The organism is Streptomyces sp. NPDC029122 (assembly GCF_055569445.1).
This window is the reverse complement of the sequence record NZ_JBVHWK010000010.1, coordinates 8,927-31,926: the sequence shown is the minus strand read 5'-3', so window position 1 is coordinate 31,926 and position 23,000 is coordinate 8,927. Positions and strand designations below refer to the sequence as shown.

The 23,000-nt window shown below is 70.4% G+C and carries 25 protein-coding genes and 3 pseudogenes; 17 read left to right on the top strand and 11 right to left on the bottom strand.

The window, feature by feature from the left end; all coding sequences use genetic code 11:
* Positions 1–62: 62 nt before the first annotated feature.
* Both ACZ4WZ_RS14465 and ACZ4WZ_RS14460 read left to right on the top strand, forming a co-directional pair.
* Positions 63–1,400: a geranylgeranyl reductase family protein gene (locus ACZ4WZ_RS14465; protein ID WP_467890098.1), complete on the top strand. Its 1,338-nt coding sequence runs from the start codon at positions 63–65 to the stop codon at positions 1,398–1,400.
* Positions 1,401–1,598: 198 nt separating this feature from the next.
* A complete protein-coding gene (locus tag ACZ4WZ_RS14460) occupies positions 1,599–1,769 on the top strand; it encodes a hypothetical protein (protein ID WP_467889688.1) in 171 nt (56 codons plus the stop codon).
* Between the two features lie 485 nt (positions 1,770–2,254).
* Here ACZ4WZ_RS14460 and ACZ4WZ_RS14455 read toward each other — a convergent pair whose 3' ends face one another.
* Together ACZ4WZ_RS14455 and ACZ4WZ_RS14450 are read right to left on the bottom strand one after the other, a co-directional pair.
* Positions 2,255–3,328, bottom strand: coding sequence for an SRPBCC family protein (locus ACZ4WZ_RS14455; RefSeq protein WP_467889685.1), 1,074 nt, complete (start codon positions 3,326–3,328; stop codon positions 2,255–2,257).
* Between the two features lie 3 nt (positions 3,329–3,331).
* Positions 3,332–4,285 carry a histone protein gene (locus tag ACZ4WZ_RS14450; protein WP_467889682.1) on the bottom strand — a complete coding sequence of 318 codons (954 nt, stop codon included), beginning with the start codon at positions 4,283–4,285 and terminating at the stop codon, positions 3,332–3,334.
* Positions 4,286–4,486: 201 nt separating this feature from the next.
* On the opposite strand from ACZ4WZ_RS14450, the gene ACZ4WZ_RS14445 reads away from it, so the two are divergent.
* The 8 genes from ACZ4WZ_RS14445 to ACZ4WZ_RS14410 all read left to right on the top strand — a co-directional run bounded on the left by ACZ4WZ_RS14445 (position 4,487) and on the right by ACZ4WZ_RS14410 (position 8,267).
* Complete coding sequence (locus tag ACZ4WZ_RS14445; RefSeq protein ID WP_467889680.1) at positions 4,487–4,861, top strand: gas vesicle protein GvpO; 375 nt, start codon at positions 4,487–4,489, stop codon at positions 4,859–4,861.
* A 28-nt stretch (positions 4,862–4,889) separates the two neighbouring features.
* The gene (locus ACZ4WZ_RS14440) at positions 4,890–5,348 is read left to right on the top strand and encodes a gas vesicle structural protein GvpA (RefSeq protein WP_467889678.1); all 459 of its coding nucleotides are present in this window, start codon (positions 4,890–4,892) and stop codon (positions 5,346–5,348) included.
* 3 nt (positions 5,349–5,351) lie between these two features.
* A complete protein-coding gene (locus tag ACZ4WZ_RS14435; RefSeq protein WP_467889675.1) occupies positions 5,352–6,071 on the top strand; it encodes a GvpL/GvpF family gas vesicle protein in 720 nt (239 codons plus the stop codon).
* Positions 6,072–6,105: 34 nt separating this feature from the next.
* Positions 6,106–6,354 carry a gas vesicle protein GvpG gene (locus ACZ4WZ_RS14430; protein WP_467889673.1) on the top strand — a complete coding sequence of 83 codons (249 nt, stop codon included), beginning with the start codon at positions 6,106–6,108 and terminating at the stop codon, positions 6,352–6,354.
* A gap of 21 nt (positions 6,355–6,375) precedes the next feature.
* Entirely contained in the window at positions 6,376–6,789 is a 414-nt protein-coding gene (locus ACZ4WZ_RS14425) for a gas vesicle protein (protein ID WP_467889670.1), read from the top strand.
* Positions 6,786–7,637, top strand: a complete 852-nt coding sequence (locus ACZ4WZ_RS14420; protein WP_467889667.1) for a GvpL/GvpF family gas vesicle protein — start codon at positions 6,786–6,788, stop codon at positions 7,635–7,637. Before ACZ4WZ_RS14425 ends, ACZ4WZ_RS14420 begins: the two co-directional genes overlap by 4 nt.
* Positions 7,634–7,861, top strand: a complete 228-nt coding sequence (locus tag ACZ4WZ_RS14415; protein ID WP_467889664.1) for a gas vesicle protein — start codon at positions 7,634–7,636, stop codon at positions 7,859–7,861. The genes ACZ4WZ_RS14420 and ACZ4WZ_RS14415 overlap by 4 nt, the downstream gene beginning before the upstream one ends.
* A 64-nt stretch (positions 7,862–7,925) precedes the next feature.
* Positions 7,926–8,267: a gas vesicle protein K gene (locus tag ACZ4WZ_RS14410; RefSeq protein WP_467890095.1), complete on the top strand. Its 342-nt coding sequence runs from the start codon at positions 7,926–7,928 to the stop codon at positions 8,265–8,267.
* A 41-nt stretch (positions 8,268–8,308) separates the two neighbouring features.
* Here ACZ4WZ_RS14410 and ACZ4WZ_RS14405 read toward each other — a convergent pair whose 3' ends face one another.
* Positions 8,309–8,572 (bottom strand): GlsB/YeaQ/YmgE family stress response membrane protein, encoded by a 264-nt coding sequence (locus ACZ4WZ_RS14405; RefSeq protein ID WP_467889661.1) that lies wholly within the window; start codon positions 8,570–8,572, stop codon positions 8,309–8,311.
* A 117-nt stretch (positions 8,573–8,689) separates the two neighbouring features.
* Positions 8,690–9,337, bottom strand: coding sequence for a TetR/AcrR family transcriptional regulator (locus tag ACZ4WZ_RS14400; RefSeq protein ID WP_467889658.1), 648 nt, complete (start codon positions 9,335–9,337; stop codon positions 8,690–8,692).
* A gap of 262 nt (positions 9,338–9,599) precedes the next feature.
* On the opposite strand from ACZ4WZ_RS14400, the gene ACZ4WZ_RS14395 reads away from it, so the two are divergent.
* Together ACZ4WZ_RS14395 and ACZ4WZ_RS14390 are read left to right on the top strand one after the other, a co-directional pair.
* Complete coding sequence (locus ACZ4WZ_RS14395; protein ID WP_467889655.1) at positions 9,600–10,034, top strand: hypothetical protein; 435 nt, start codon at positions 9,600–9,602, stop codon at positions 10,032–10,034.
* Positions 10,035–10,272: 238 nt separating this feature from the next.
* Positions 10,273–11,217: an aminoglycoside phosphotransferase family protein gene (locus ACZ4WZ_RS14390; protein ID WP_467889652.1), complete on the top strand. Its 945-nt coding sequence runs from the start codon at positions 10,273–10,275 to the stop codon at positions 11,215–11,217.
* Between the two features lie 197 nt (positions 11,218–11,414).
* Here ACZ4WZ_RS14390 and ACZ4WZ_RS14385 read toward each other — a convergent pair.
* The 3 genes and pseudogenes from ACZ4WZ_RS14385 to ACZ4WZ_RS14375 form a co-directional block, all read right to left on the bottom strand.
* Positions 11,415–12,134: pseudogene (locus tag ACZ4WZ_RS14385) on the bottom strand (response regulator transcription factor); the annotation flags it as partial.
* Positions 12,131–12,280, bottom strand: a complete 150-nt coding sequence (locus ACZ4WZ_RS14380; RefSeq protein WP_467889649.1) for a hypothetical protein — start codon at positions 12,278–12,280, stop codon at positions 12,131–12,133. The pseudogene ACZ4WZ_RS14385 and the gene ACZ4WZ_RS14380, both read right to left, overlap by 4 nt.
* A 106-nt stretch (positions 12,281–12,386) precedes the next feature.
* Positions 12,387–12,974 carry a histidine kinase gene (locus ACZ4WZ_RS14375; RefSeq protein WP_467889647.1) on the bottom strand — a complete coding sequence of 196 codons (588 nt, stop codon included), beginning with the start codon at positions 12,972–12,974 and terminating at the stop codon, positions 12,387–12,389.
* A gap of 150 nt (positions 12,975–13,124) precedes the next feature.
* Between ACZ4WZ_RS14375 and ACZ4WZ_RS14370 the strand changes: the two are divergent.
* Both ACZ4WZ_RS14370 and ACZ4WZ_RS14365 read left to right on the top strand, forming a co-directional pair.
* A pseudogene (locus ACZ4WZ_RS14370) lies at positions 13,125–14,235 on the top strand (alpha/beta hydrolase).
* Positions 14,236–14,372: 137 nt separating this feature from the next.
* Positions 14,373–15,083 carry a hypothetical protein gene (locus ACZ4WZ_RS14365; RefSeq protein ID WP_467889646.1) on the top strand — a complete coding sequence of 237 codons (711 nt, stop codon included), beginning with the start codon at positions 14,373–14,375 and terminating at the stop codon, positions 15,081–15,083.
* A 148-nt stretch (positions 15,084–15,231) separates the two neighbouring features.
* On the opposite strand, the gene ACZ4WZ_RS14360 is transcribed toward ACZ4WZ_RS14365, so the two are convergent.
* A complete protein-coding gene (locus ACZ4WZ_RS14360; protein WP_467889644.1) occupies positions 15,232–15,804 on the bottom strand; it encodes an ArsR/SmtB family transcription factor in 573 nt (190 codons plus the stop codon).
* A gap of 197 nt (positions 15,805–16,001) precedes the next feature.
* On the opposite strand from ACZ4WZ_RS14360, the gene ACZ4WZ_RS14355 reads away from it, so the two are divergent.
* Together ACZ4WZ_RS14355 and ACZ4WZ_RS14350 are read left to right on the top strand one after the other, a co-directional pair.
* Positions 16,002–16,616 (top strand): hypothetical protein, encoded by a 615-nt coding sequence (locus tag ACZ4WZ_RS14355; protein WP_467889641.1) that lies wholly within the window; start codon positions 16,002–16,004, stop codon positions 16,614–16,616.
* 336 nt (positions 16,617–16,952) lie between these two features.
* On the top strand, positions 16,953–17,822 hold the full coding sequence (locus ACZ4WZ_RS14350; protein ID WP_467889638.1) for a YwqG family protein: 870 nt from the start codon (positions 16,953–16,955) through the stop codon (positions 17,820–17,822).
* A 257-nt stretch (positions 17,823–18,079) separates the two neighbouring features.
* On the opposite strand, the gene ACZ4WZ_RS14345 is transcribed toward ACZ4WZ_RS14350, so the two are convergent.
* On the bottom strand, positions 18,080–18,586 hold the full coding sequence (locus ACZ4WZ_RS14345) for a pyridoxamine 5'-phosphate oxidase family protein (RefSeq protein ID WP_467890093.1): 507 nt from the start codon (positions 18,584–18,586) through the stop codon (positions 18,080–18,082).
* Positions 18,572–18,895: pseudogene (locus tag ACZ4WZ_RS14340) on the bottom strand (VOC family protein); the annotation flags it as partial. The gene ACZ4WZ_RS14345 and the pseudogene ACZ4WZ_RS14340, both read right to left, overlap by 15 nt.
* A gap of 156 nt (positions 18,896–19,051) precedes the next feature.
* Between ACZ4WZ_RS14340 and ACZ4WZ_RS14335 the strand changes: the two are divergent.
* Positions 19,052–21,937 carry an ATP-binding protein gene (locus tag ACZ4WZ_RS14335; protein ID WP_467889635.1) on the top strand — a complete coding sequence of 962 codons (2,886 nt, stop codon included), beginning with the start codon at positions 19,052–19,054 and terminating at the stop codon, positions 21,935–21,937.
* A gap of 84 nt (positions 21,938–22,021) precedes the next feature.
* Here ACZ4WZ_RS14335 and ACZ4WZ_RS14330 read toward each other — a convergent pair whose 3' ends face one another.
* Positions 22,022–22,471, bottom strand: a complete 450-nt coding sequence (locus tag ACZ4WZ_RS14330) for an iron chaperone (RefSeq protein WP_467889634.1) — start codon at positions 22,469–22,471, stop codon at positions 22,022–22,024.
* Positions 22,472–23,000: the final 529 nt, after the last annotated feature.

The window sequence follows — 23,000 nt, the reverse complement described above, 5'->3', positions numbered from 1 at the left end:
GACGCTCCGGCCCTGCTTCATGTTCGGCACGCGTGGAACGCGGCATAGTGAGGGGAGTGACCATCGAGCGTGATGACGTGAGCGGCGGCCGCGACCCCGAGACCAGCTCGCCGGGCCCGACGGGGAACGGGGATGATGACCATGCGCAGGTCATCGTGGTGGGGGCAGGGCCGGCCGGATCCGCTGCCGCCGTGCACTTGGCGCGCGCGGGGCTGGACGTGCTGCTGCTGGAGAAGAGCGGCTTCCCCCGGGAGAAGGTGTGCGGCGACGGGCTGACGCCGCGCGCCGTGGCCCAGCTGGTGCGGCTGGGCGTGGACATCAGCGCACCGGGATGGAAGCGCAACCGGGGAATGCGCTGGGTGTGTGAAGGCAGGCAGGTGGAGCTGGCCTGGCCCCGCCTGGGCAGCGCTCCCGACTTCGGGCTCACCCGCACCCGACACGACTTCGACGACCTTCTCGCCGCGCGCGCCAGGGCCGCCGGAGCGCGCCTGCATACCCACGTGAGGGTGACGGCCCCGCTCACCGACCGGGCCGGGCACATCACCGGGGTCACTGCCGTACGAGGGCCGGAGAAGCAGCCGGTTCGCTTCCGGGCGCCCCTGGTCGTCGCCGCCGACGGCGCCTCCGCCCGCACCGCGGTGGCTCTGGGCCTGTGCCGCGACGCGCGCCGGCCGGTCGCCGCGGCGGCCCGCCGCTACTACCGCAGCCCCGCGCGCACCCATGACGAATACCTGGAGCTGTGGGCAGATCTACGCTGTCCACCCGATGGGCAGGACCTCCCCGGCTACGGCTGGGTCTTCCCCCTCGGGGACGGCCGGGTAAACGTCGGCCTCGGTGCGCTGCCGCAGCGCCACGGCCGACCGGTGGACCTGCGCGCGGCCCTGCAGCACTGGCTCCCGCGTCTGCCCGAGGAGTGGGGCATCCGCGAGGAGAACGCCGACTCACCGCTGCGCAGCGCCCCCCTGCCGATGGGACTGAACCGGCGGCCCCAGTACCGTCGGGGTCTGCTGCTGGTCGGAGACAGCGCGGGCATGGTCAGTCCGTGGAGCGGTGAGGGCATCGCCCAGGCCATGGAGGCCGCGGAGGTGGCCGCCGAGATCATCGCCTTGGCTCTGGCCCGGCCGGCCGGACCGCGGCGGGAACACGCGCTGCACCAGTACCCGGCTGAGATCCACCGCCGCTGGGGGCGCTATTTCCGGCTGGGCAACCTCGCCGGAGACCTCATCTTCGCCCGGCACGGCTTCCGGCCGGTGCTCCATCCCCGCGTCATGGCCTCCCCGCCCCTGCTGCGTGCCCTGGCCCGCCTGCTCACCCACGTCACGCCCGAGGAACCAGCCCGCGACAGCATCGACGCCCTGCTGCACGCGGTGCTGCGCCTGGTGCCGCCCTCACGGCGCTGAGACCGCCTGCCGACCTCGACGAGGGCGGTGTCCGGGGTGCGCGCGACGGCGTCGCCGCACCGGCACAGCCTCCCCGCGCTCGTGGGCCTCGGCCGGGTACCGAGTCCGCGGGAAATTGCCACCACCCGGTGGCCCGGACCGTTTGCGAGGCGGTCACGGGGATACACGCCAAGCGGGTGCACCAGAAAGGGGACGGACATGAGTGCTGGCGAGAAGGCAAAGGCTGAGATCGAAGTAGTCGCCGGCAAGGCAGTGAGGAAGGCGGCCCACGCCATGGGCAAGGAGACCCTGGCGGCCAAGGGCGCCGCACTGGAGGCACGCGGTCAGGCGCGCCGGACCAAGGAAAAGGGCAAGGACAAGTTCCGATGACCGTGCTGAAGCTTTGACAGCCGCGGCCGACAGGATGGAAGTGTCCTGCCCTCCGGCCGACTGCGCCGGAAACGCCAACCCTGCCCGCGCCTCCCTGTACGGATCCCTCGTGCCGACGACCGGTTCCGGTCAGCTCCCTGCCCGCAGCAACAGAGCCGGACCGCCTGGCCAAGGAACACCGCGCGCAGCAGACGCCGGAGCGCCCGCCGCGTACCCCACAACATGAGGCGCACTCCCCACCCGGTCAGCCGCAAGAACATCCGGCGGATGACGGAGCGAGGTGTCCAGCGGGCATGGTTCCGGCGTCGGCGCCTACCCCACTTACGTCTACGCCGCCTCGGGACCAACATGACGACCGCCTCCTGCCGGCTTCAGAGGATGGGCAGCGACCGGCGGGCTCGCAAGAGACAGGCAGGATTCCGGAGAGGACCCGAGGCGCATGGCGGACCGGTCCGCCATGCGCGGCGCGGTGCGGTCGCGTCGGCTCAAGCGGCTTGCCGCCTGCGTCGCCGGGGCGGAGGGGCTTCGTATTCGTCCTCGTCCTCTTCTTCTTCGGGTTCCTCGGCTTCCTCGTCCTCTTCACCAGGCTCGTCGGCGTAGTCCGTGTTGCCCTCGTCTTCGTCTTCGTCTTCGTACTCGTACTCGTACTCGTCAGATTCCTCGGCGCCCGCGGACGCGTCTTCGTACTGGTCCTCGCCCTCTTCTTCCTCGCCCTGTTCTTCCTCGCCTTGTTCTTCCTCCTCGAGGGCTTCTTCGTGGGTCTGGACCACTTCGCCGTCTCGGATTTCTCCGCGCCAGCCTTCCGGCTCGTCGGTGCTGAGGGTGGCGTAGCGCAGGAAGTTCTTGAGGTCCAGGCGCAGGCGGCGGCCCTGGGCCCGCCACAGGTTGCCGGTCTTCTCGAACAGGCCTGCCGGGTGGTACTCGACCACGATGACGATCCGGGTCAGCGCGGGAGCCAGTTCATGGAAGCTGACGCAGCCGCGGGTGGTTCCCTTGGCGCCCGCGGAGGTCCATACGACGCGGTCGTCGGGTATCTGTTCCTGGACGGTTGCCTTCCAGGCTCGGGTGGAGGGGCCGACCTTCACCTTCCAGTCGCTGGTGGTTTCGTCGTTGCGCGACACGTCGCGGACGCCCTTGGCGAAGCTGCTGAAGTTCTCGTACTGCGTCCAGTGGTCGTAGGTGGTGCGCAACGGCAGGCCCACGTCCAGCGTCTCGACGATGTTGACGACTTTGCCGCCGCTCTTGCGGCCCCGGCCCTTGCCGAACGCCTGTGACGCGGTGTCGACCACCTTGTCCTTCAGGTTCCCCAGGGCCTGGCCGGCGATGGCCTTCAACGGCGAGTCGCCCTGCAGGAGCCGGCCGCCGATCCCTCCGACATCGGAGAGCTTGCCGCCTTGCTCGGCGACGTCGTAGAGCTGGTCGGTTATGTCCCCGAGTTTGTCGGTCGCCTTCTCGGCCAGCTGGTCTGCCTGGGCGGCGAGGAAACCGGACAGTTCGGTGAGCAACTGGTCCAGCCCTGAGGTGGGTTCCTTCCCGCTGGCGCGGTGTGACGTTGCCATGGCCTACCTCCGCGCGGACTGCTTGCGGGTCGCCGTCTTCTTGGCGGCCGCCTTGCCGGCCGGGCTGCTGCCCGTGGTCTTCCTGGCTGCTGTCTTGCGCGCGCCGCTCTGAGGTGTGGTGCGCTTCTTCGGTGCCGCGCTGGTCTTCTTGGCGGCGGTCTTCGCGGCGGCGGTCTTGGAGGATGTGCTCTTCCTCCCGGGCGCGGCCTTGGCCGCCGGCTTTTCGCTCGGTGTCTTCTTCGCCGGCGCTTTCTTCGCCGCTGTCGTCCTGGCGGGCGTCGTCCTCTTCGCGGGTGCGGCCTTCTTGGCCTGAGCGCTCTTTCTGGGCTTGGAGGGTGCCGGCCGCTGCCCGGGCTTGCGGACGGGGCGGGTCTTGTCGGCGCGGCCGTCGGCTGTGGAGCGGGCCCGTCGGCGCGGTGGGGGTGGTTCCTCCTCCTCTTCTTCCTCTTCCTCCTCTTCCGGCTCTTCCGGCTCTGCCTCTTCCTCTTCCGGCTCCTCCTCGCCTTCTTCCGGTTCCTCTTCCTCTTCTTCCTCTTCCTCGGGTTCGGCGTAGTCCTCTTCTGCCCGGCCTTCCTCGTAGCCTTCGGCTTCTTCGTCCTCGTAGGGTTCCTCGTCTTCGTCGTCCTCGTCCCGACGTGCGCCTACACGTGAGAGCTCGAGCGTGCGCTCGTGCAGGGAGCCGGCGAGGTCGGCGAGCTTGCGGTTGGCCGCGGCGGTCAGGGCCTGCCGGCCGGCATCGAGGGCTTCTCCTCGGAGCTGGTCACCCAGGTCGGCGAACTGCGGCATCTCCTTGACCTTGGCGACGCCCTCCTTCAGCAGCTGTCCGGGCTCGAGGCCGAAACGACGGCCGGCGAGATAGGTCGCCGCGGCGAAAGCCATGCGCCCCTTCTTGGCCCGGCCGAGCACGTAGCCGCCGGCCAGGGCGGCTGCGAGCGCGATCTTGGTCGTGTCCTGCATGATCATCCCCTTTTACCAGGGCACTTGCGGACTCTTCGGTGCCACCCGCAGACAGCGGGCCACCGGGTTGGCGCTGCCAACCGACGACAGCAGGCATGCCGGGGCGCTCCTCGGAAAAGCTCCTGCCCCTACTGCGAGACTTATACGCATATTCAGTGACATTCTAGTTTCTGTGAGGCTGTCTCCCCAAGGGAGTGGCTTATGGCCGCAGCAGAACCCGCACGCCCGCGGCGGGTCTCTCCGCGAGCTGCCGGCGAGGGCGAAGAGCAGGACCGGCAACCGTCCCGCCGCGCTGCTTCCCGGCGGCGCTCCGGTGTACCAGGCGCCGCGTCGGCGATGCGGCTGGCGGTTGAACAGCTGGCTGAACTCCTTGGCCGGGCCCCTGATTCGGTCTCTTCGCTCAAGCCCACCGAGGACGGCTGGGAGGCGCAGGTGGAGGTGGTGGAGCTGGAACGCATTCCGGACACCACCAGCGTGATGGCCAGCTACAGAGTCGCTCTGGACGAGGAGGGCGAGCTGATCTCGTACGAACGGACCCGCCGCTACAGCCGAGGAATGATCGACCGGCCGACCTGAGAACAGGCCGCCGGGGAAAGGAGGCGCCATGACCATGGTGCCGCAAGGCGGCAGCGTCGCCAGAGGAGGAGGAGGCACGAGCAGCCTCTACGACGTCTTGGAGCTGATTCTCGACCGGGGCCTGGTCATCGACGTGTTCGTGCGGGTCTCCCTGGTGGGCATCGAGCTTCTCAAGATCGACGCACGGATCGTGGTGGCGAGTGTCGACACCTACCTGCGGTTCGCCGAGGCATGCAACCGCCTCGACCTCGAAGCAGGCCGCAAGGCACCGGCCCAGCTGCCCGATGTCATGGGCAACATGCTCGAAAGCGGCGCCCGCGGAAAGTCCAAGGGGGCGCTGAGCGGAGCCGTCGAAGCGGTGGCCGACTCCCTGACCGGCAAGTCGTCCCGACGTGAGGAGCCGGAGCCGGAAGAGGAAGAGGAAGAAGTGGAAGCGCCCCGGCGGCGGCGCCCCGCCCGGCGCCCGGTACGCCGGGAGAAGGAGTAACCGATGGCGCTCTACGTGTACTCGATCACTGCCAAGGCGCATCCCCACCGCCTCGACGGCATGGCCGGCGTGGGCAGCCACCCCACACCGTTGCGGACGGTCACCGCCGGATCCCTGTGCGCGGTCGTCAGCGACATCTCCGAGGAGATCCGGCCCAAGCGCCGTGACCTCCTCGTCCACCAGGAGGTGCAGGAGCGCCTGATGGCTGACGGCGTGGTCCTGCCGCTGCAGTTCGGCTACACCGCCCCCGATGATCTCGCGGTCCGGCAGGTCCTCCAGGAGAACGCCGACAGCTACCTGGCCACCCTCCAGCGCCTTGAGAGCTGCGCCGAGTACCACCTCAGAGCCTCCCAGCAGGACGAGGAACCGCTGCTGCGGCTGATCCTCCTGGAGTCGCCCGAGGCGAAGGACCTCAACGACCGGATCCGTGCCGGCGACCCAGATCCGCAGCTGCCGCTCGCTCTGGGGGAACTGGTGGCCCGAGAGGTGCGGGCACGCCAGGACACACTGGCTGCCGGCTTGGTCCAGGCCCTGCTGCCCTTCGCCCGCGAGCACGTCGCCCACCCGCCCTCCGGAAGCGACTTCCTCAACCTCTCGCTTCTGGTGCCAGACGATCAGAAGGACAATTTCCTTACCGCGCAGGCGAACCTGTCCCGCGAGATCGACAGCGGCATCGAGCTCCGCTTCAACGGCCCCCTGCCCCCCTACAGCTTCGTCCAGTGACCGCCGCCACCACTCGCCGGAAGGGAGGAAGACCATGGGACTGCTGACCCAACTGCTGACGCTTCCCCTCGCGCCGATGCGTGCCGTCACCTGGGTCGCCCAGCGGATCGTCGAACAGGCCGAAGAGCAGTACTACGACCCCGCCCCGATCTGGCGGGAGCTCGCCTCCCTGGAGCAGCAGCTGCTCCAGGGCGAGATCGACCAGGAAGAGTTCGACCTCCGGGAGAACGAGCTGATCGACCGACTGGCCGAGATCGCCGACTTCCGGAACCGGACACCCTGACGGGGAAGGGAGGCCGCCACCGTGACTGAACCCCTGCCCGGCCGAATGGGAGCCTTCCCCTCCCGCGCCCCGGTCCCGTACGGGTCGACTTCCTCGTCCAGCCTCGCCGACATCCTCGAGCGGGTCCTGGACAAGGGCATCGTCATAGCGGGCGACATCCGCATCAACCTGCTCGACATCGAGCTGCTCACCATCAAACTCCGGATCCTGATCGCCTCCGTGGACAAAGCCAAGGAAATGGGCATCGACTGGTGGGAGCACGACCCTTCCCTGTCCTCCCGGCACACCGGCAGCCCGCTGGAGCAGGAGAACCGCCGCCTGCGCGCCGAGCTCGAGACCCTCCGCCGCGACCGGCTCGAACAGCCGCAACCCACCGAACGCGGCGAAGAAGCCGGCGGATCTGCCGGCAGGAAGACACGGGGGCGTCCGCAGTGAACACCGGCCGGGACACCCTCACCTACGTCTACGCCGTCGCCCGGCCCACCGAGCCCCTGCGACAGCTCCTCCCCGACCTGCGCGGCATCGCACGAGCCCCCGTACAGCTCCTGGCCGACATCCCTGACGCCGGCCCCGCCGACCTCGGCTTCGTCATCAGCCCGGTCCCGTACCACGACTTCAACGAGACCGCCCTCAAAGATCACTTCGAGGATCTGCAGTGGCTCGAAAACGTCGCCCGCACCCACCACGACGTCGTGCAGGCCATCGCCGCCCGCACCACCGTCCTGCCCTTGCGCATGGCCACCGTCTACCAGGACGAAAACCGGGCCCGCCAAGCCCTCACCGAACAGCACCGCACCTTCACCCAGCGGCTGGCCCAGCTCGACGCCCACACCGAGTACGGCGTCAAGATCTACCTCCCAGCCCCCACCGCGCCCACCACGGCCAACCCTCCCGCCGACCCCGACGCTGCCGCCCCCACCACCCCCGGCAAGGCATACCTCCAGCGCCGCAGGGCCCAGCACCACGCACGCGAAAGGATCTACCAGCAAGCCCAGCGGGCCGCCGAGGACATCGAGGCCATCGCCTCCCGCTACACCTCCCAGCGCGTACGCCACGCCCCGCAGAGCGGTGCCCTGACCGGCCCCCAGGAGAACGTCCTCAACGACGCCTACCTCATCCCCGACCAGCACGCCGAGCAGTTCCAGACCGCCATCGCCCACGCCGCCCAGGACTTCCCCGACATCCGCATCGAGGTCACCGGTCCCTGGGCCCCGTACTCCTTCGCCATGCCACCGGCGGTGGAAGCGTCAGCCCCGGACGACGTCCCGGAGAGCACCTCATGACCCTCGCAGAGCACAGCGAACCGCTGCCCGGCCGCCAGGTCGCGCTGGTCGACCTCCTCGACCGGCTGCTCAGCGGAGGAGTGGTCGTCGCCGGCGACATCGTCCTGTCCATCGCGGACATCGACCTCGTCCGCATATCGCTGCGCGCCCTCATCGTGTCCGTCAGCTCCCAGAACGCCCCTCCCGAGGCGCAGGCCCCACCAGCAGGCAGCAGTGAGTACTGAGCATGGGGCGGGGCAGCCACACCGCTCCGGCCCGGCCCCGAGCCTCCAAGCCGTCGGCGACACCATGTCCCGGGCCTTCAGACTCATCCAGGCGCCGCCCGCCTCCCAGGGCGACCGGCCACCACGCCCGGCCCACCGCATCCACGCCGACAAGGACACCGTCGAAGAAGATCTCCTGAAACTGGTCCTCACCCTCGTCGAGCTCCTGCGCCAGCTCATCGAACGCCAAGCCCTGCGCCGGGTGGACGCCGGAGACCTCACCGACGAACAAGAAGAGGAACTCGGCGCGACCCTCATGGCCCTGCACGACAGTCTTGCCGACCTGTGCGCCCAGCACGGGTTCTGCCTGGAGGACCTGAATCTCGACCTGGGCCCGCTCGGCCCCTTGCTTCCGCCCCGCGACTGAAGCGGACCGGCGCCCTCGGCCCTCATCGTGCGTGTTGCCGGTCAATCCCTGGCGCGAGCGACAAGACGATAGGCGGCCAGGAGGATGAGGGAGCCGACAATGGCGGCGATCCACGTGGAGATCTCGAAGAACCCGTCAATGGAGTCGACTCCGAAGATGACCTTGCCGAGCCATCCTCCCAGAAGACCCCCGGCGATACCGATAAGGGGAGTCACGATGCAGCCGCCGGGGTCCCGCCCCGGCATCAGGAACTTTGCGATGAGTCCGGCGAGCAGTCCCATCAGAATCCAGCCGATGATGCCCATGGGGCACCTCTTCTCCACATAAGGCCGATATAAAAGCTTGTGCCCTTCCGTCGAATTCCAAAACTACCGGCATCGATCGCCCTGCCCGCCTGTCGGCCCCGCCAGGCGGCCCCGCCTTCAGCTGCCTGCCAGGAGGTCAAGCTCGGCTTGGAAGAGCAGCGCGGGATCCAAGCCCATACCGGTGAAATGACCACCGAGTTCCAGGGAAAGAACGCCATGCAACCGGGTCCAGAACGTGACGGCAAGGCGCAGGGCTCCAGGTCGCGCGAGATGCCCGGGCGCCCACTCACCGTGACCTTCCAAGTGCTGCTCAAACGCTGTCGGTGAAGCGTCCGGCGGAAGCGCGGCGCATGCATCGAGGAGGATCTGCATGATTTCCGACGCGCTCACCAGGACATCCGCCGGACCGCGGTAGCCCGGCACTGGTGTGCCGTAGATGAGAAAGTACCGCTGCGGATCATCAACAGCCCACTGGCGCAGCGCGTGAGCCAGACCGGAAAGGTCGGCGTCGCCTCTGGCGGCGGCTGCGCGAAACGCGCTGACCAGACTCTGGTGCGCGTCTCGTATCAGCTCCGTGAGCAGCTCGTCACGGTTGGCGAAGTACCGGTAGAGCGCAGCGCCGCTCAGCCCCATGTGCTTGGCGATCGCATTGAGAGAGAGCGCCGACGCCCCGGCGACGGCGATCTGTTCCCAGGCTCTTTCCTTGATCTCCGCGCGCACCTGCTGGCGGTATCGTTCGCGGGGGGTTGTCGCAGCTTCACCCATGACACCCTCCTCCTCGCGTTTCATACCCTATCGCCCGCACGAGGGCCGCTGTAGTTTCGCTCGCGTGCCTTTCCGGGGCTTTACGCCCGCTACTCCGCGCCGCTTGCGCGGGATGGGGCGTCGCGGGCCGTGAAGGCCAGGCCAGTGACGTAAAGCCGGGCATTTTCGGCAGGCGTCACCCACATCGCGTCTGGCCGGCTCGTTGAGGGATGCGCTTGCCGCCGTGGGGAAGACGCCGGGCAGGCGGGCAGGAGAGGGAACCATGGCAGACGACGCCGGCCCGGTGGTCCAGGCAATCCTCTACGAGACGACACACTTCGGCGGGACCGCTGTCAGGGTGCAGCCCGACAAGCGGGATCAAGGAGAAGCTGCCGTCGCCTACTCGCTCGCCCACCTGGGTCTGAGCCGGCTTGGCTCCCTACGGGCGCCGACCGTGCCTGCCGACGACCCGTTCCACCAAACACTGCGCTGGGTCACGAACGTCACCGTGTGGGAGTCAAGACCGGACTCCTGGCTCCCCGACGACGGCGAGCGGGGCAAGGCCTGGCAGGACTACAGCGCCGACACTTCGGACCTGGGAGCCTGGGCGCAGAAGGCCAAGTACGTTCGCGTGTGGAAGCAAACCGCAGAAGGCCCGCCCGACACGAACACCGTCTCTCCCGGCCGTGCGGCGATCCCCATCACCACGGTGGAATAGCCGCTACGACCATGTCCTGGGCGACGCCCCCGGATCGACCGGCGCGCGGAGCGACGAGACGCGATGGCGTGCGGGCCGACCGGTGGATCGCGCTCAGAGCCTTCCGCAACGGCACCGGGAGCCACAGAGCGGGCAGCAAGGAGGACGTCGTACGATCGTACGACGGCGGCCCGAAGGACTCGATGACGAAGACGGTCAGGCACGCCGACACCCCAGCACCGTCCTATTCGGGAGCGTCGTGGCCTTCAGCCGGTCTCAGTCCCAGGTCGGAGTTCCAGCGGCCCTGGCCGTCTCCCAGAACGGCGAGGCCTGGCGGGCATGGACCGCTGCCCTGCCGACCCTGGCCGAGGAGTTCTTGGACCGCTGGAGTCTGCGACTGGACGGGCCGCCCGTTCACGGGGCTGTCGCACTCGTACTGCCGGTGCTCCAAGCAGACAGCTCGCCCGCGGTACTCAAGCTTCAGCCCGTTGACGAGGAAACGCGAGACGAGCCGCTCGCCCTGCGCGTCTGGGGCGCCCGCCACGCGGTCGGACTTCTGAACACCGCCCCCGACTCCGGGGCCATGCTCCTGGAACGTCTCGATGCCGCCCGGTCCCTCGCGACGGTGCCCGACGGCACTGCGGCTCTCCAGCACCTTTCCGAGCTGCTGAAGCACCTGGCCGCCGTTCCGGCCCCCGCCGGCCTGCGGCTATTGGCCGACATTGCCCGGGCCATGCTCGAGCGGGTCCCCGCATACTCCCGCTCTCTGGCGGACCCCTCTGAGCGACGACTGCTCGCTACGTGCGCGGCTGCGGTGAGGGAACTACTCGACGAGCCCGGCGACCGGCTTCTGCACTGGGATCTGCACTACGACAACGTTCTCGCCCCTCTTCCGTCCTTGCAGGTCTCGGGACGGGCTCCCTGGCTCGCCATCGACCCCAAACCCCTTGCCGGCGACCCCGGCTTCGAGCTGTTGCCCGCCTTGCGAAACCGGTGGGACGACATCATCGGCACCGCAGACGTGCCCGGGGCCATACGCCATCGCTTCCACCCCATGACAGAAGTCGTCGGTCTGGACCGGGAGCGGGCCACCAGATGGACACTCGGCCGCGTCCTGCAGAACTGCCTCTGGGACATCGAGGACGGCGCGGTCACACTCCAGCCCGAGCAGAAAGCCATCGCCCAAGCGCTACTGGTCTCCTGACTCCGCCGGTCACGGGCAGCCAGTTCGGCCAGGGGGGTTGTGGAGTCGGGCGATGCGGAGCATGGCCTGGTGGACTCCGCCGCCTTCGAGACGGCGGTCGCGGAGGGTCTTCCAGGTCGGGTCGACGGCGGCCCGGCGGCTGGTCCAGCGGCACAGGCGGACCGGGTCAGACCAGGTGATGTCATGTCAGCCCGTGACCCGGGCACGACCAGGCCGGTTTCGTAGGCGATCACCACCGCGTGGGTCCGGTTCTGCGCGCCGAGTTTGGTCAGCACGTTCCCCACGTGCGTCTTCACCGTCTCCAGGCTCACCCTGCACGACTCCGCGATGTCCGGGTTGGACCTGCCGGTGGCCATCAGGCGCAGTACCTCTTCCTCCCGGCTCGTCAGCGCCGCCTGCGGCAGCGCCTCGGCGGATCCCAGTGGGCGGGCGGTGACCATCTGGCGCAGGGCCGCCGGGAAGAGGATGGCCTCGCCCACCGCGACCACCCGCACCGCCTCCGCGATCTTGGGGACGGGGAGCCGCTTGAGCACGAAGCCGCTGGCTCCGGCGCTGAGTGCGGCGGTGACGTAGTCGTCGTTCTCGAAGGTGGTGATCACCACGACTTTCGGCGGGTCGGCCGGCCCGGCGAGGAGCTCCCGGGTGGCCTCTATGCCGTTGCGGCGCGGCATCCGTACGTCCATCAGGACCACGTCCGGCCGCAACTGCCGCGCCCGCTCGACTGCTTCGATGCCGTCGACGGCCTCCCCGACAACGGTGATCCCTGGCTGCAGGGCGAGCAGCGTGCGCAGGCCGCTGCGGGTCACGTCGTCGTCGTCCGCGATCAGGAGGGTGGTGCAGCTGGAGGTGTCGGTTGGGACGGCTGCGTTCGCGTCGGGGCCGGTAGCGACCGCTGCGTGCGCTTGTGAGCCGATCATGCGGGCAAGCGCATCGGCAGCCGGACCGCGAGCCGCCAGTGCTCCGGTCCGTCCGGACCGGATTCGATGTCGCCGTGCAGGAGCCGTACGCGCTCCAGGAGGCCGGGCAGGCCGTGCCCGGACGTCGGGAAGGCACCCGGGCTCATCCGCCGCCGGCTCCGGTCCGGTTGACCACGCCGAGCTCCAGCGAGTCCGGCGCGGTCGCCGCCCTGACCCGGATCGGACCGCCCGCTCCGTGCCGCAGGGCGTTCGTCAGTCCTTCCTGCAGGATCCGGTACGCCGCCCGGGAGAGCGTCCCCTGCACTGTGCGTAGTCGCCCGGCAGCTCCGGCTCCACCACCGCGACCGCGTGCCGCAGCCGGTCGAGCAGCTCGGGCAGGTCGGCCAGGGTCCGGGCCGGCGCCGTGCCCGCCTTCTCCTCGCGCAGCATGCCCAGCACATGGTCCAGGTCTTCAAGGGCGGCCCGGGTCGACTCCTCGATGCTGCGCAGGGCGGCCCGCGCCGCCACGGGGTCGGCAGAGAGCATTTCGCCCGCCACCGCTGCCTGGATCGTGGCGGCCGTCAGGGTGTGCCCGATCGAGTCGTGCAACTCGTGGGCCGGTCTGTTGCGTTCGGCCAGTGCCCGTTCCCGCTCGGCCGCCAGCGCGAGCCGCTCGGCCGGCGACGGACCCAGCAGCCTGGGCGCCAGCCACCGCAGGGCGGAGGTCACCGCCAGGCACAGAGCTGACGCCAGCAGCAGGCAGCAGGCAGCAGAGCGCCGCTGCCCAGCTCTGCAAACAAGACGCAGGAGTGCTACCAGCCGGACGGCTTCCACCAGTACGCGCAGTGCGTCCGCGGGCATCTGAACGGAACCTGAACGGCCTTCCCGTTACCTCACCGGTGGACCGGCTGCCCACTCTCCCCGACAAGGACGAGCATCACCGTGCGAAGCGGAAACACCCGCAAGGTCCCCCTACTCGCCGCCAGCCTCGCGGCGGCCACCCTCTCGGCGCTGGCGCCCGCGACGGCCTCCGCCGCGCCCACGGCATCCGACACCTCCACTGCCAAGGACCCCCTGCGGCAGTCCACGCAGCAGAAGCTCCGATGGAAACGCTGCGACGCGAAGGGCCCCGACACCTTCCAGTGTGCGACGCTCAAAGTCCCGCTGGATTACAGCGACCCCGGCGGCAGGACGATCCGCCTCGCGATATCCCGGCTGAAGGCGGGCAGCGCGAAGGAACGCCACGGTGTTCTGCTGCTCAACCCGGGCGGCCCCGGCGCACCGGGACTGCAGTTGCCTGCCGACCCGCTCATGAAGTTCCCCGCGGAAGTGAAGCGGCGGTACGACCTCGTCGGCTTCGACCTGAGGGGCGTCGGGCAGAGCTCTCCCGTCAGCTGCGGGCTGACCGCCGAGGAACAGGCCGACCACCCCTACAAGGCGGAGACCTTCGCGAAGGACGTGGATCGGGCCCGTACCTTCGCCGGGAAGTGCCGGGCCCGGGCCGGTGACATGCTGCCGCACCTCACCACCCGCAATAACGCCCGTGACATGGACATCATCCGCGCTGCCCTGGGCGAGAAGAGAATCTCCTACCTGGGGATCTCCTACGGAACCCATCTCGGCGCTGTCTACATGCACCTGTTCCCGCAGCGGGCCGACCGGATCGTGCTGGACAGCGCGACCGACCCCACCCGGATCTACCGGGGGATGTTCCAGGACATGGCGAAGGCGGCCGAGCAGGCATTCACACCCCGAGCGGTACCGCCGCGAGGTGATCCGTGACGAGGCCCGGTATCCGCTGTACGGCGACTTCGCGGCTGCCATCGCGCCCTGTGCCTTCTGGCAGCGGGGCAGCGAGCCGCAGACCAGGATCGACAACACGGTCGGCGCGCTGATCACTCAGAACGAATGGGACTCCCAGACGCCCCTCTTCGCCGGCCGGGCCATGCATCTGGCCCTGCGCGGCTCCCGGATGCTCACCGTCGCCGGTGGTGAGGGACACGGCGTCCTCTACGCACCCGACGGCAATCCCTGCGCGGACCAGGCAGCAACGATCTACCTGACCACAGGCAGGCTCCCCGCCAAGGACCTGACCTGCCGGGCCGGCGAGGTGCGGCGCTAGCTCGGAGTGGCCGCCGCGGCCCGCGACCTGGAGGAGCCGCGCCAGCGCACTGTGAGCGGGAACCGGCGGTCAAGTCCGCTCGTCTCGGCTTGTCCGTCGCCTTCTGCCCGTCGACGGCCAGGTCTAGGCTGGATCGCATGACTGCCGGTGGGCCGGTGCGGCCTGGACCTGACGGTGACACAACCGACCTCGTCTTCCGCGAGACCGGTGGTTCGCGCGGCCATGCGGTGCTGATCGCGTTCGCGTCTCTGGTGCGGGTGCTGATCGTGTTCGGCTGTGTGGGAGTCGTGATCATGATTTTCATGGCTTTCTTCGGCGTCGATTTTCCCAGCGCGTTGATCGTGCCCGGCCTCGTGGCGGCGGCCGGCTCCCTGATCGCCGCTCCGTTCGCCGCTGCTGGTGCGCTGCGCCGTGTCCGTCGAGTTCGGTTCGCCCCGGCCGGGGACCTGCCCCGGTTTCGCTTGATCCGGGCGAGCCGGCCGGACCCCTGGATGCCGATCGCCGACCTGGCGCGCATAGATCTGGTCGAGAGCATCATCGAGCCGTACGAGGGCGACCCCCTGCCGGCCACCCGAACCCTGATGGTCGCATTGGTCGGGGCAGGCGACTCGGCCGAGCTGGCTTGTGGTCACCCGAGGCATACGGACGGGCGGCAGCTGAAGGAGGCCCTGGATGCGCTCCTGTCGGAGGCCGGGGTCTCCGTTCAGCTGCAGACACACCGAACCCGGCGGCCGAAGCCTCCGCCGAAGCCCCGTCGGTCAGGTTCGGCCCGTGCCGGCGTAATCGGCAATGCCGGGGGGTCGGGCAATCCGGGGTCCGGTAGCGCAACTGGCTCCGGCGGCTTCTGAGGACCCTCCCTGAACCGGGCCCATCTGAGCCCGCGCCGCTTCCGGCAACCGTGGCTGCCTGTGAAGACGTCGGCCCGACCTGTCCCCTCCCCTCGACTCACCCGTACGGTCAGTCGGCCAACCAGGCAGCTCAGCGGTCGGCTGCCGGTCAGTCAGCGGGCAGGCCGAACCAGCGGAGGAGTACGGGGCGTGCGTCGTCGGGGGCGTCCTCGGGCCCGCGGGCATAGCGCGCGAGGAGGGCTAGATAGTCGTCGTGGAACGCGTCCAGCTCACCCTTCGTGAGGTGGGTGAGGCTGCGTGAACCCCGCATCCAGCCTTCGGAGTCCGCCTGTTCGGCGGTGAACTGCCGGGCCAGCTCGAGGTCCTCCTCCATCCTCATCCTGTCCAGCTCGGCCGACATGACGCGCTCGGCCTCCGTCAGCTCACCCCGCGGCGGTCTGCGGATGTCGAGCCCGCGCACCCCGCGCCACCAGCGTTCACGCCCGGTGGAGCGCTCGGGGATGTCCTCGATGAGGCCACTGCGCTCCAGCATGCGCAGGTGGTAACTGAGCGTCCCGGTGTTCTCGCCGAGGGCGGCGGCCAGCGTGGTTGAGGTGGCCGGGCCCGCCGCGCCGAGGTGGCGCAGGATACGCAGGCGCAGAGGGTGCGAGAGGGCCTTGAGCACCTCGGGACTGTCGACCGTGCGCCGCTCTCGCGCTTCCGCTCTCCGCTCTTTCGTCATGACGGCAGTCTACCCAGAAAGCAGATTTTTCTCTGCAGACCTTTCTCTGCAGAGAAAGGTCTGCAATCCTGTGGCGTATGACGCCGAACCGAGTGACCTCGAATCGCACAGTCCGCCGCTTCACACGTGCTGTTGCGGGAGCCCTGCTTGCCGGACTCGTCCTGAGCGCCGCACCCGCGCATGGAGCCGAACGCGCCATGGATCTGCCCGAGTTCGACTTCTCCACCTGCCCGACCGTCGATGAGCTGCCCGCGGGCGCGGATCCCGGGACCTGGCGCTGCGAGGTCATGCACGCCACGGGGCATCTGCGCATGGGCGCCATAGACGAGCCGCTCACCGAGCCCATGAAGATCAGCTTTGCGGAAGGCCGTGTCGACGGCGAATTCCGCCAGGTCTTCGGGCAGATGACCGCTGCGCCGATCCGGGCGGGACGCACCCCGTTGACCCTGACTCCGCAGTACGGCGGCTACTCGGACTTCCTGTCCGACGACACCCGGCGCGGCGAGTTCGACCTCAGGTTCACCATAGGCTCGCCGCACGGGCTGCCGGCCCGGCCGTCGTCGGGCTGCTCGGTGGGCAGCGATCAGGACGCGGTCCACCTGGTGCTCAAGGACACCCATCTGACCCGGGTGATATCCAGGGATCCCCTGGTCGTCGCCTTCGGTGCCCAGGACGCGGCGTTCGCCGCCCCGGGCACCAGTGGCTGCGGCCCCCTGAGTCGCGCGCTCGACCGGGCCCTGGGTCTGCCGTCCGCGGCGGGGACGAACGTCTTCAACATGGATGTCACGGTGGCCATCCGGCCCTATACGTAGACCCTCCGGTGAGCAACCGCCAATACCCGGACGAGGGCGACGAGGGCAGGTTCGTTCACGGGCCGCCAGCGGACTCGGACGGACTCGACGAACGTGGAGACCATCGCCAGGGCCGCCACACGGGAGCCGGCCCCTTCGTGGCCTTCGTCCGAACCCAGCACCTTTGATGGCGGGTTTCGGGAAGACTTCGTTGATCGCGCTCCGGAAGCCGGGAGCGTCGTTACCGTCGACAGAGGGCGGGAGCGAGCACTTCACCGATTGTGCCGCACGCAGGAGGGGTGCGGTTCGCCCTGTTGGGTTGGCTCGCTGTCAGAGGGTGTTGGCAAGATCATTGCCATGAACGGCACACGCACCACCCCGCCGCGGCCGGTCGACATCGCCGCGCTCTTCCCCGCGCTGGCCCCGCTGGCCCGCCCCGCCGTCCGGTTGCACCCGCGACCCGGCTCTCCCACGGTGTACGACAGCTCGATCGGCGGGCCCCTGCTGTGGCCCGCACAGCAACCCTGGCCGTACTGCCGCATCGAGCACGATGGCCCGCACCCCCTGGTGCCAGTGGCCCAGTTGTACGCGCGGGACATACCCCTGCTGCGACCCCCCGGGCGGACCGACCTGCTGCAGGTCATGTGGTGCCCTTCGGAGCACGCGCCGGACTCAAGCATTCCGATCGCACTGTCCTGGCGGACCGCTGCGGATGTCACCGACGTGCTGGCCGCGCCGCCCGAGCCGTTCGACGCGGACGAGGACCTCTACGTGCCCGAGCCGTGCGTGCTCGCGCCGGAGCAGGTCACCGAGTACCCCGATTACCTGGAACTCCCCGCGGAGTTGAAGCAGCAGGTCACGGACCCCGCGCCCTGGCGGGCGGCGGGCATCGTGGTCGACGGTGCCGGCCCGGAGGAGCTCTATGACAGGGCGCTGTCCCACGCCCCCGGCTGGAAGATCGGCGGCTGGGCCCCCTGGGGGCTCACCGACCCCGTGCCACGGTTCTGTGTGGCCTGCAGTACCGCGATGACGCCGCTGCTGACCATCGCCTCCTCCGAATGGCACCGCCACAGCACGAGTTGGATACCGTACGAGGACCGGGTCCCCGGAGAGTCCGGCGACAGTTGGTCCAATCCGCCTGAGATCACGGTGCTGGACGCCAATCATCTCCAGCTGTACGCCTGCCCGGCGAGTGGAGGCCACCCGCACACCCAGCTGGTCCAGTAAGGGGCTGCCGCTTCTTCCCACCCCCGCTTCCGGCCGACCCGGTCGGCACTCCGCGGTGTACCGCATGCGCTCGGCCAGGGACGCGCCGTCGTGGTCGAGGTCGCGCAGGACCGCTGGTGATGCTCCGTCAACCGTTCTACGGGCTGGCTGTTTTCGACGGTGGCGCGGTGCGTCCCGCGCTGCGTGCCCGGCCGCCCGGCTCTCTGCCTCCTTCCCCTACCTCGTGCAGGGCGGCATGAGGATCCGTACTCGGACTGTCAGGCGAGCCAGCGGCCCTCCCGCATCAGGTCGCGGTCGGCCAGCTCGTTCTCCTCCCGCCACGCCTGGATGCGGTGCGGTGTGATGCGGAACCAGCGGTAGGCCCGGGCGAGTGCGCGCGGGTCGAAGCCGGTGCGTTCGGCGAAGCGGTCACCCTGTTCTTTCGGGAGGGCATCGATGGCGTGGACCTCGACGGTGCCGTCGATCATGGTGACGTCGCGGGTGGGGCCGAGTGCGAGGCGGACGGTCCCGGTGGCAGCCAGGTTCCTGCCGGTCGGGCTGTCCGCCGGGGTGGCCACCCGCAGAGCCCGGCCGTCCCAGTCGAAGGACAGCGGCACCAGGTACGGCGCCCCGTCGGTGGAGGCGGTGGCCACCCAGACGTCGACGTCGTGGGCGAGCCGGTGTTCGGTGTCGACACGGCGCTGGGCGCGGGAGCGAGCAGCGGTGCCCGCCTGGTCCTGCCGGTCCTGGAGGAGGCCGAGGACGTTACCGTCGGGGTCGGCGATGGTCGCCACCAGGCGGCCGCCGCCGACATCGTGCGCGGGCTCGGTCACGGTCGCGCCCGCGGCGACCGCCGCGACCAGCGTCGCCTCGATGTCCGGCACGTGCCAGTACGCCACCGGTGAGGTCATCGCCTGCGGTCCGCCGCCCGGCACCAGCCCGATGTGCTGTCCCGCGGCCTCGAAGCCGACGTAGTACGGCGTGTCGTTGTGCGGGGGCACGCCGAGCAGGGCCGCGTACACCGCCTTGGCCCGGCCCAGATCGGACACCGGGTGGAGCACGGTCTTGATTCCGGAGGTGGACGGGCCGGACATGGGCGCTCCTGAAGTCATGTCGAAGTCGTGTGCCGTCACAGCGTCACGCCCGGCACGGTCGGCCCGCATCCGTGGTGACCACGGAGAGGATCACGGAGACGGCCGGAGGCGCTCACGGAACAGGAGCGCGAACGAGCGTGCGACAGAATGGCGCCCATGGCACAGGGAGCAGATGTCTCGCCTCGCGAGAGTGAGGTGTTGGAGCTGGTCGGAGACCATCTCAGCAACGCCGAGATCGGAGCACGGCTGTACATCTCGGTACGTACGGTGGAGACCCATGTCTCCTCACTGCTGCGCAAGTTGGAGGTGCCGGACCGGCGGGCGCTGGCCCGCCGCGCGTCCGAACGGTCGCGCACCGAAGGCTCGCGCTCCGAGCGTTCGCGCCCGGCGCCCGCGCTGCCGACGCGGCTCACCTCGTTCATCGGCCGGGCGGGCGAGCGGGCCGCCCTGAGCGCGATGCTGGGGGAACACCGGCAGGTGACCGCAGTCGGCCCCGGCGGGGTCGGCAAGACCCGGCTCGCGCTGGCGGTGGCCTCGGACGCGGCCGACGCGTTCGCCGACGGGGTGTGGTTCGTCGACCTGGTCCCCGTCACCGACCCCGCCATGATCGCAACGGCGGTCGCCGAAGCCCTCGGTCTCGGCGAGCAACTGGACCAGGACATGGCCGAGTCCGTGACCGCCGCGCTGGCCGACCGCCACGCCCTGCTGGTAATGGACAACTGCGAGCACGTCGTCGACGGGGCCGCACTGTTCCTCGAACGCCTGCTGGCCGCCTGTCCACGGATGCGGGTACTGGTGACCAGCCGGTCCCGGCTGATGGTGCCGTTCGAGCGGGTGTACCCGGTCCCGCCGCTGTCCCTGTCCCCGTCGTCCCCGTCGACGGCCGGCGACGGCGGGTCGGACGCGGTCGCGCTGTTCACCGACAGGGCGACAGCGATGGGTCGGCCGCTGGACCCCTCCCTGCACGATCAGATCGCCGAAATCTGCACACGGCTGGACGGCATGGCACTGGCGATCGAGCTGGCCGCCGCCCGCTACCCCACGCTCGGTCTGGACGGCATCACCGCCGCCCTGGCCCACCCGCTGCGCATGCTCACCGGCGGCTCCCGGGCGGAGGACCGGCACCGCTCCGTACGGGCGGCGCTGGACTGGAGCCACAACCTGCTGGACCCGGCCGACCGGGCATTGCTGCGCCGGGTGTCGGTGTTCGTGACACCGTTCACCGCCCGGGCGGCGGCACAGGTCGCCGCACTCGACGCGGCGACCGCCGCCGACGGGCTGGCCCGTCTCGCCGAACAGAGCCTGCTCGCCGTCACGCTCTCCCCGGACGGCACCCGCTACCGCGCGCTGGAAACGCTGCGCCAGTACGGTGCCGACCGCCTCACCGAGGCCGGCGAACTCGACGACACCCGGGCCCGGCACCTGCACTGGTGCCTCGGCCGAAGCGCCGACCTCCAGGTGCCGGGAGCGGACTGGCGGGCCCGGTTCGACCGGGTGGCCGACGAGCTGCGCGCCGCCCTCGCGTGGGCGGAGAGCCGGCCGGAGCAGCGCGCCGACGCTTACCGCCTCGCTCGCGGCACGGCCGAGCTGGCCTTCAGCCGCCATCTGATCGGGGAATCCCAGCAGCGCTACGAGCAGGCCGCCGCCCTCGCCGTCACCCCGGACGACACGGCGTCGATGCTCCGGCACGCCGCGGCCGTCGCCGCCTGCCGCCTGCACGGTGACGACCTGTACCGCCTCCACCTGGCGGCCGCGGACGTCGCAGTCCGGGCGGGCGACAGCGCGGCGGCCGCCCGCGACCTGGCCGCCGCCGTCAGCAACGCCTACCGGTTCTCCAGCAAGTTCGTGCGCACCCTCCCGCCGCAGGAAGCCGACGCGCTCATCACTGAAGCGCGGGAACTGGCCGGTGCCGACCCCTCCGCCCGGGCCGCGGTCGCACTGGCCGAGGCGGGACGCGCCCTCACCCACGCGATCGGCGCCGCGCAGAGCACGGACGACACGGGTGACACGGACGACGCTTCCCCCGAAGCGGCGCGCGCGGCCGGCGGCTCCGGCGGTACGACCGTCCAGGAGGCGATCGCCTCCGCCGAACGAGCGGTCGATCTCGCCCGCCTCGCAAGGCATCCGCTCGCGGAGCCCGCTGCCCTCGACACCCTTACCGGCGCGTTGAGCTGGGCCGGGGACGCCTTCGCGGCGGCGGCGACGGCGCGGCGCCGGGTCGAGCTGGTCTCGTCCGCACCCGACGGCCCGGCCGGCACCCACGAGCTGATCGAGGCGCTCGGCGAGGCCGCCGAGGCCGCCCTCGGCGTGGGAGACCTGCCGGGCGCCCGCCAGTGGGCGCGGGAACTGGCGGAACACCCGCAACTGGCCGAGGTCGGCCACCGGGCCACGGGCCGGCTCCTCGTCGCCGCCGCACTGGCGGGCGATGTGGAGGAGGCACTCACCGCCGGCCTCCGCTTCCGCGACGCCTGGCAGCGGGCCGGCAGCCCCGCCCGGGCGGTTCTCGGTCCGCCCGCGGCAGCGATGGCGACGATCCACGGGCTGCGCGACGACCAGGAAGCCCACCGCGACTGGAGTGCGCTGCTCGCGCAGGTCGACCCCTCGCCGTGGAACACCTGCGGGTACGGGGCGGTCTTCGACGCGATCCTCATGCTCCACCAGGGGCGGCCCCGAGCAGCGCTGGAACGCACGGCCCCCGAACCCGCACGGGTACGGCGGTGGACCACCTGGATCTGGCTGCACTGGTACGTGGCACTGCGCGCCGAGGCCTCCGTGCTCGCCGCCGCTCCCGATGCCGCCGCCCGCCTGGTGGAAGCCCGGACCGCCGTGGCCGGCAACCCCGTCGCCACCGCCCTCGTGGAGCGCGCGGCGGCCCTGCTCGACGGCGACGGGGATCGGCTGGTCGCCGCTGCGGGCGCTTTCGACGCCGCCGGCTGCCGCTACCAGTCGGCGCGCACCCTGATCCTCGCGGGCGGCGAGCACGGCGCCCGAGGCGCGCGTGCGCTCGCCGACCTGGGCCTCGCCCCGATGACCCTCCGGTAGCCGCGCCTCGACGCGGCCGTCACGAACGACGGCGGCGACACAGCCGACCCGGTCCCGCCGGGCGACGCGGACCTAGGCGCGGCCTCAGACCGCCCGCTGTACGAGTTCGGCGATCCGCGCCTCCACCTCGGGCGTCACCTCGGTCAGCGCGAAACCGGCCGCCCACATGGGGCCCTCGTCCAGCTTCGCCAGGTCGCTGAAACCGAGCGTCGCGTAGCGTGCCTTGAACTTCTCCGCGCTCTGGAAGAAGCAGATGACCTTGCCGTCCAGCGCGTAGGCGGGCATCCCGTACCAGAGCTTCGGGGCGAGGACCGGGGCGTTGGCGGTGACGACGGCGTGGACGCGCTCGGCCATGACGCGGTCCGAGTCCTGCATCTCGGCGATCTTCGCCAGCACGTCCCGCTCCGACTCCGCCGCCTTCTCCGCAGCCGAAGCACGGCGTGCCGCCTTCTTCTGCTCCAGGGCGTGCGCCTTCATCGCGGCCCGCTCATCCGCGGTGAACCCCTCGTACGTGCTGGTGGCGGTGCCGGCCATGGTCGCTCCTTCAATCGCTGGTCGTGATCTTCCCGGCCTCCCGGCCCGATCACCGTGCCCACAGACTGCCGTCCGCGGGGCGCGTACCGCCTCCGTGCCGACCACGGAGAGCACCACGGATACGGACTCGGTGTCGGGAGGCCGCCGACGTGCTGGGCCCACGTACTGACGACCGGCCACCACGATCTCCTCGGCGACGCCGAAACCGGTGTGCGGGAGTTGGCCGCTACGGGGTCGTCCACGGCGAGCGGGCGCGCGACCGCCGTTCTGCGCCCCGCCGGGTGCGTTCAGTCCCGGCGGACACCCGGGGCGATCCGGTCGAAGCCGGGCCTCTGAGGGGCGCCGCTCGGCGCCGAGGCCCCCGACGCCGCGCCGGTTCCGGCTGGGCGGCGGACGCACGGCTGGGGCCCGGCTCCCCGGGAAACAAGCCGGTCCCCCCCCCTCCGCCCTTTTCCCAGAAAAAAAAACCACGCCCGCAACGTCCGCCCCTCTCCGCGGCTGAAAAATATCCCTCCACACATCTAACCAC

Coding starts and splice junctions, on each gene's coding strand:
- ACZ4WZ_RS14330 (WP_467889634.1), bottom strand. CDS start 22,471: ATGGCCGGCACCGCCACCAGCACGTACGAGGGGTTCACCGCGGATGAG.
- ACZ4WZ_RS14445 (WP_467889680.1), top strand. CDS start 4,487: ATGGCCGCAGCAGAACCCGCACGCCCGCGGCGGGTCTCTCCGCGAGCT.
- ACZ4WZ_RS14440 (WP_467889678.1), top strand. CDS start 4,890: ATGACCATGGTGCCGCAAGGCGGCAGCGTCGCCAGAGGAGGAGGAGGC.
- ACZ4WZ_RS14400 (WP_467889658.1), bottom strand. CDS start 9,337: ATGGGTGAAGCTGCGACAACCCCCCGCGAACGATACCGCCAGCAGGTG.
- ACZ4WZ_RS14450 (WP_467889682.1), bottom strand. CDS start 4,285: ATGCAGGACACGACCAAGATCGCGCTCGCAGCCGCCCTGGCCGGCGGC.
- ACZ4WZ_RS14435 (WP_467889675.1), top strand. CDS start 5,352: ATGGCGCTCTACGTGTACTCGATCACTGCCAAGGCGCATCCCCACCGC.
- ACZ4WZ_RS14455 (WP_467889685.1), bottom strand. CDS start 3,328: ATGGCAACGTCACACCGCGCCAGCGGGAAGGAACCCACCTCAGGGCTG.
- ACZ4WZ_RS14350 (WP_467889638.1), top strand. CDS start 16,953: ATGAACGGCACACGCACCACCCCGCCGCGGCCGGTCGACATCGCCGCG.
- ACZ4WZ_RS14375 (WP_467889647.1), bottom strand. CDS start 12,974: ATGCCCGCGGACGCACTGCGCGTACTGGTGGAAGCCGTCCGGCTGGTA.
- ACZ4WZ_RS14410 (WP_467890095.1), top strand. CDS start 7,926: ATGTCCCGGGCCTTCAGACTCATCCAGGCGCCGCCCGCCTCCCAGGGC.
- ACZ4WZ_RS14405 (WP_467889661.1), bottom strand. CDS start 8,572: ATGGGCATCATCGGCTGGATTCTGATGGGACTGCTCGCCGGACTCATC.
- ACZ4WZ_RS14415 (WP_467889664.1), top strand. CDS start 7,634: ATGACCCTCGCAGAGCACAGCGAACCGCTGCCCGGCCGCCAGGTCGCG.
- ACZ4WZ_RS14395 (WP_467889655.1), top strand. CDS start 9,600: ATGGCAGACGACGCCGGCCCGGTGGTCCAGGCAATCCTCTACGAGACG.
- ACZ4WZ_RS14355 (WP_467889641.1), top strand. CDS start 16,002: ATGGATCTGCCCGAGTTCGACTTCTCCACCTGCCCGACCGTCGATGAG.
- ACZ4WZ_RS14430 (WP_467889673.1), top strand. CDS start 6,106: ATGGGACTGCTGACCCAACTGCTGACGCTTCCCCTCGCGCCGATGCGT.
- ACZ4WZ_RS14365 (WP_467889646.1), top strand. CDS start 14,373: ATGACTGCCGGTGGGCCGGTGCGGCCTGGACCTGACGGTGACACAACC.
- ACZ4WZ_RS14360 (WP_467889644.1), bottom strand. CDS start 15,804: ATGACGAAAGAGCGGAGAGCGGAAGCGCGAGAGCGGCGCACGGTCGAC.
- ACZ4WZ_RS14460 (WP_467889688.1), top strand. CDS start 1,599: ATGAGTGCTGGCGAGAAGGCAAAGGCTGAGATCGAAGTAGTCGCCGGC.
- ACZ4WZ_RS14380 (WP_467889649.1), bottom strand. CDS start 12,280: ATGAGCCCGGGTGCCTTCCCGACGTCCGGGCACGGCCTGCCCGGCCTC.
- ACZ4WZ_RS14335 (WP_467889635.1), top strand. CDS start 19,052: ATGGCACAGGGAGCAGATGTCTCGCCTCGCGAGAGTGAGGTGTTGGAG.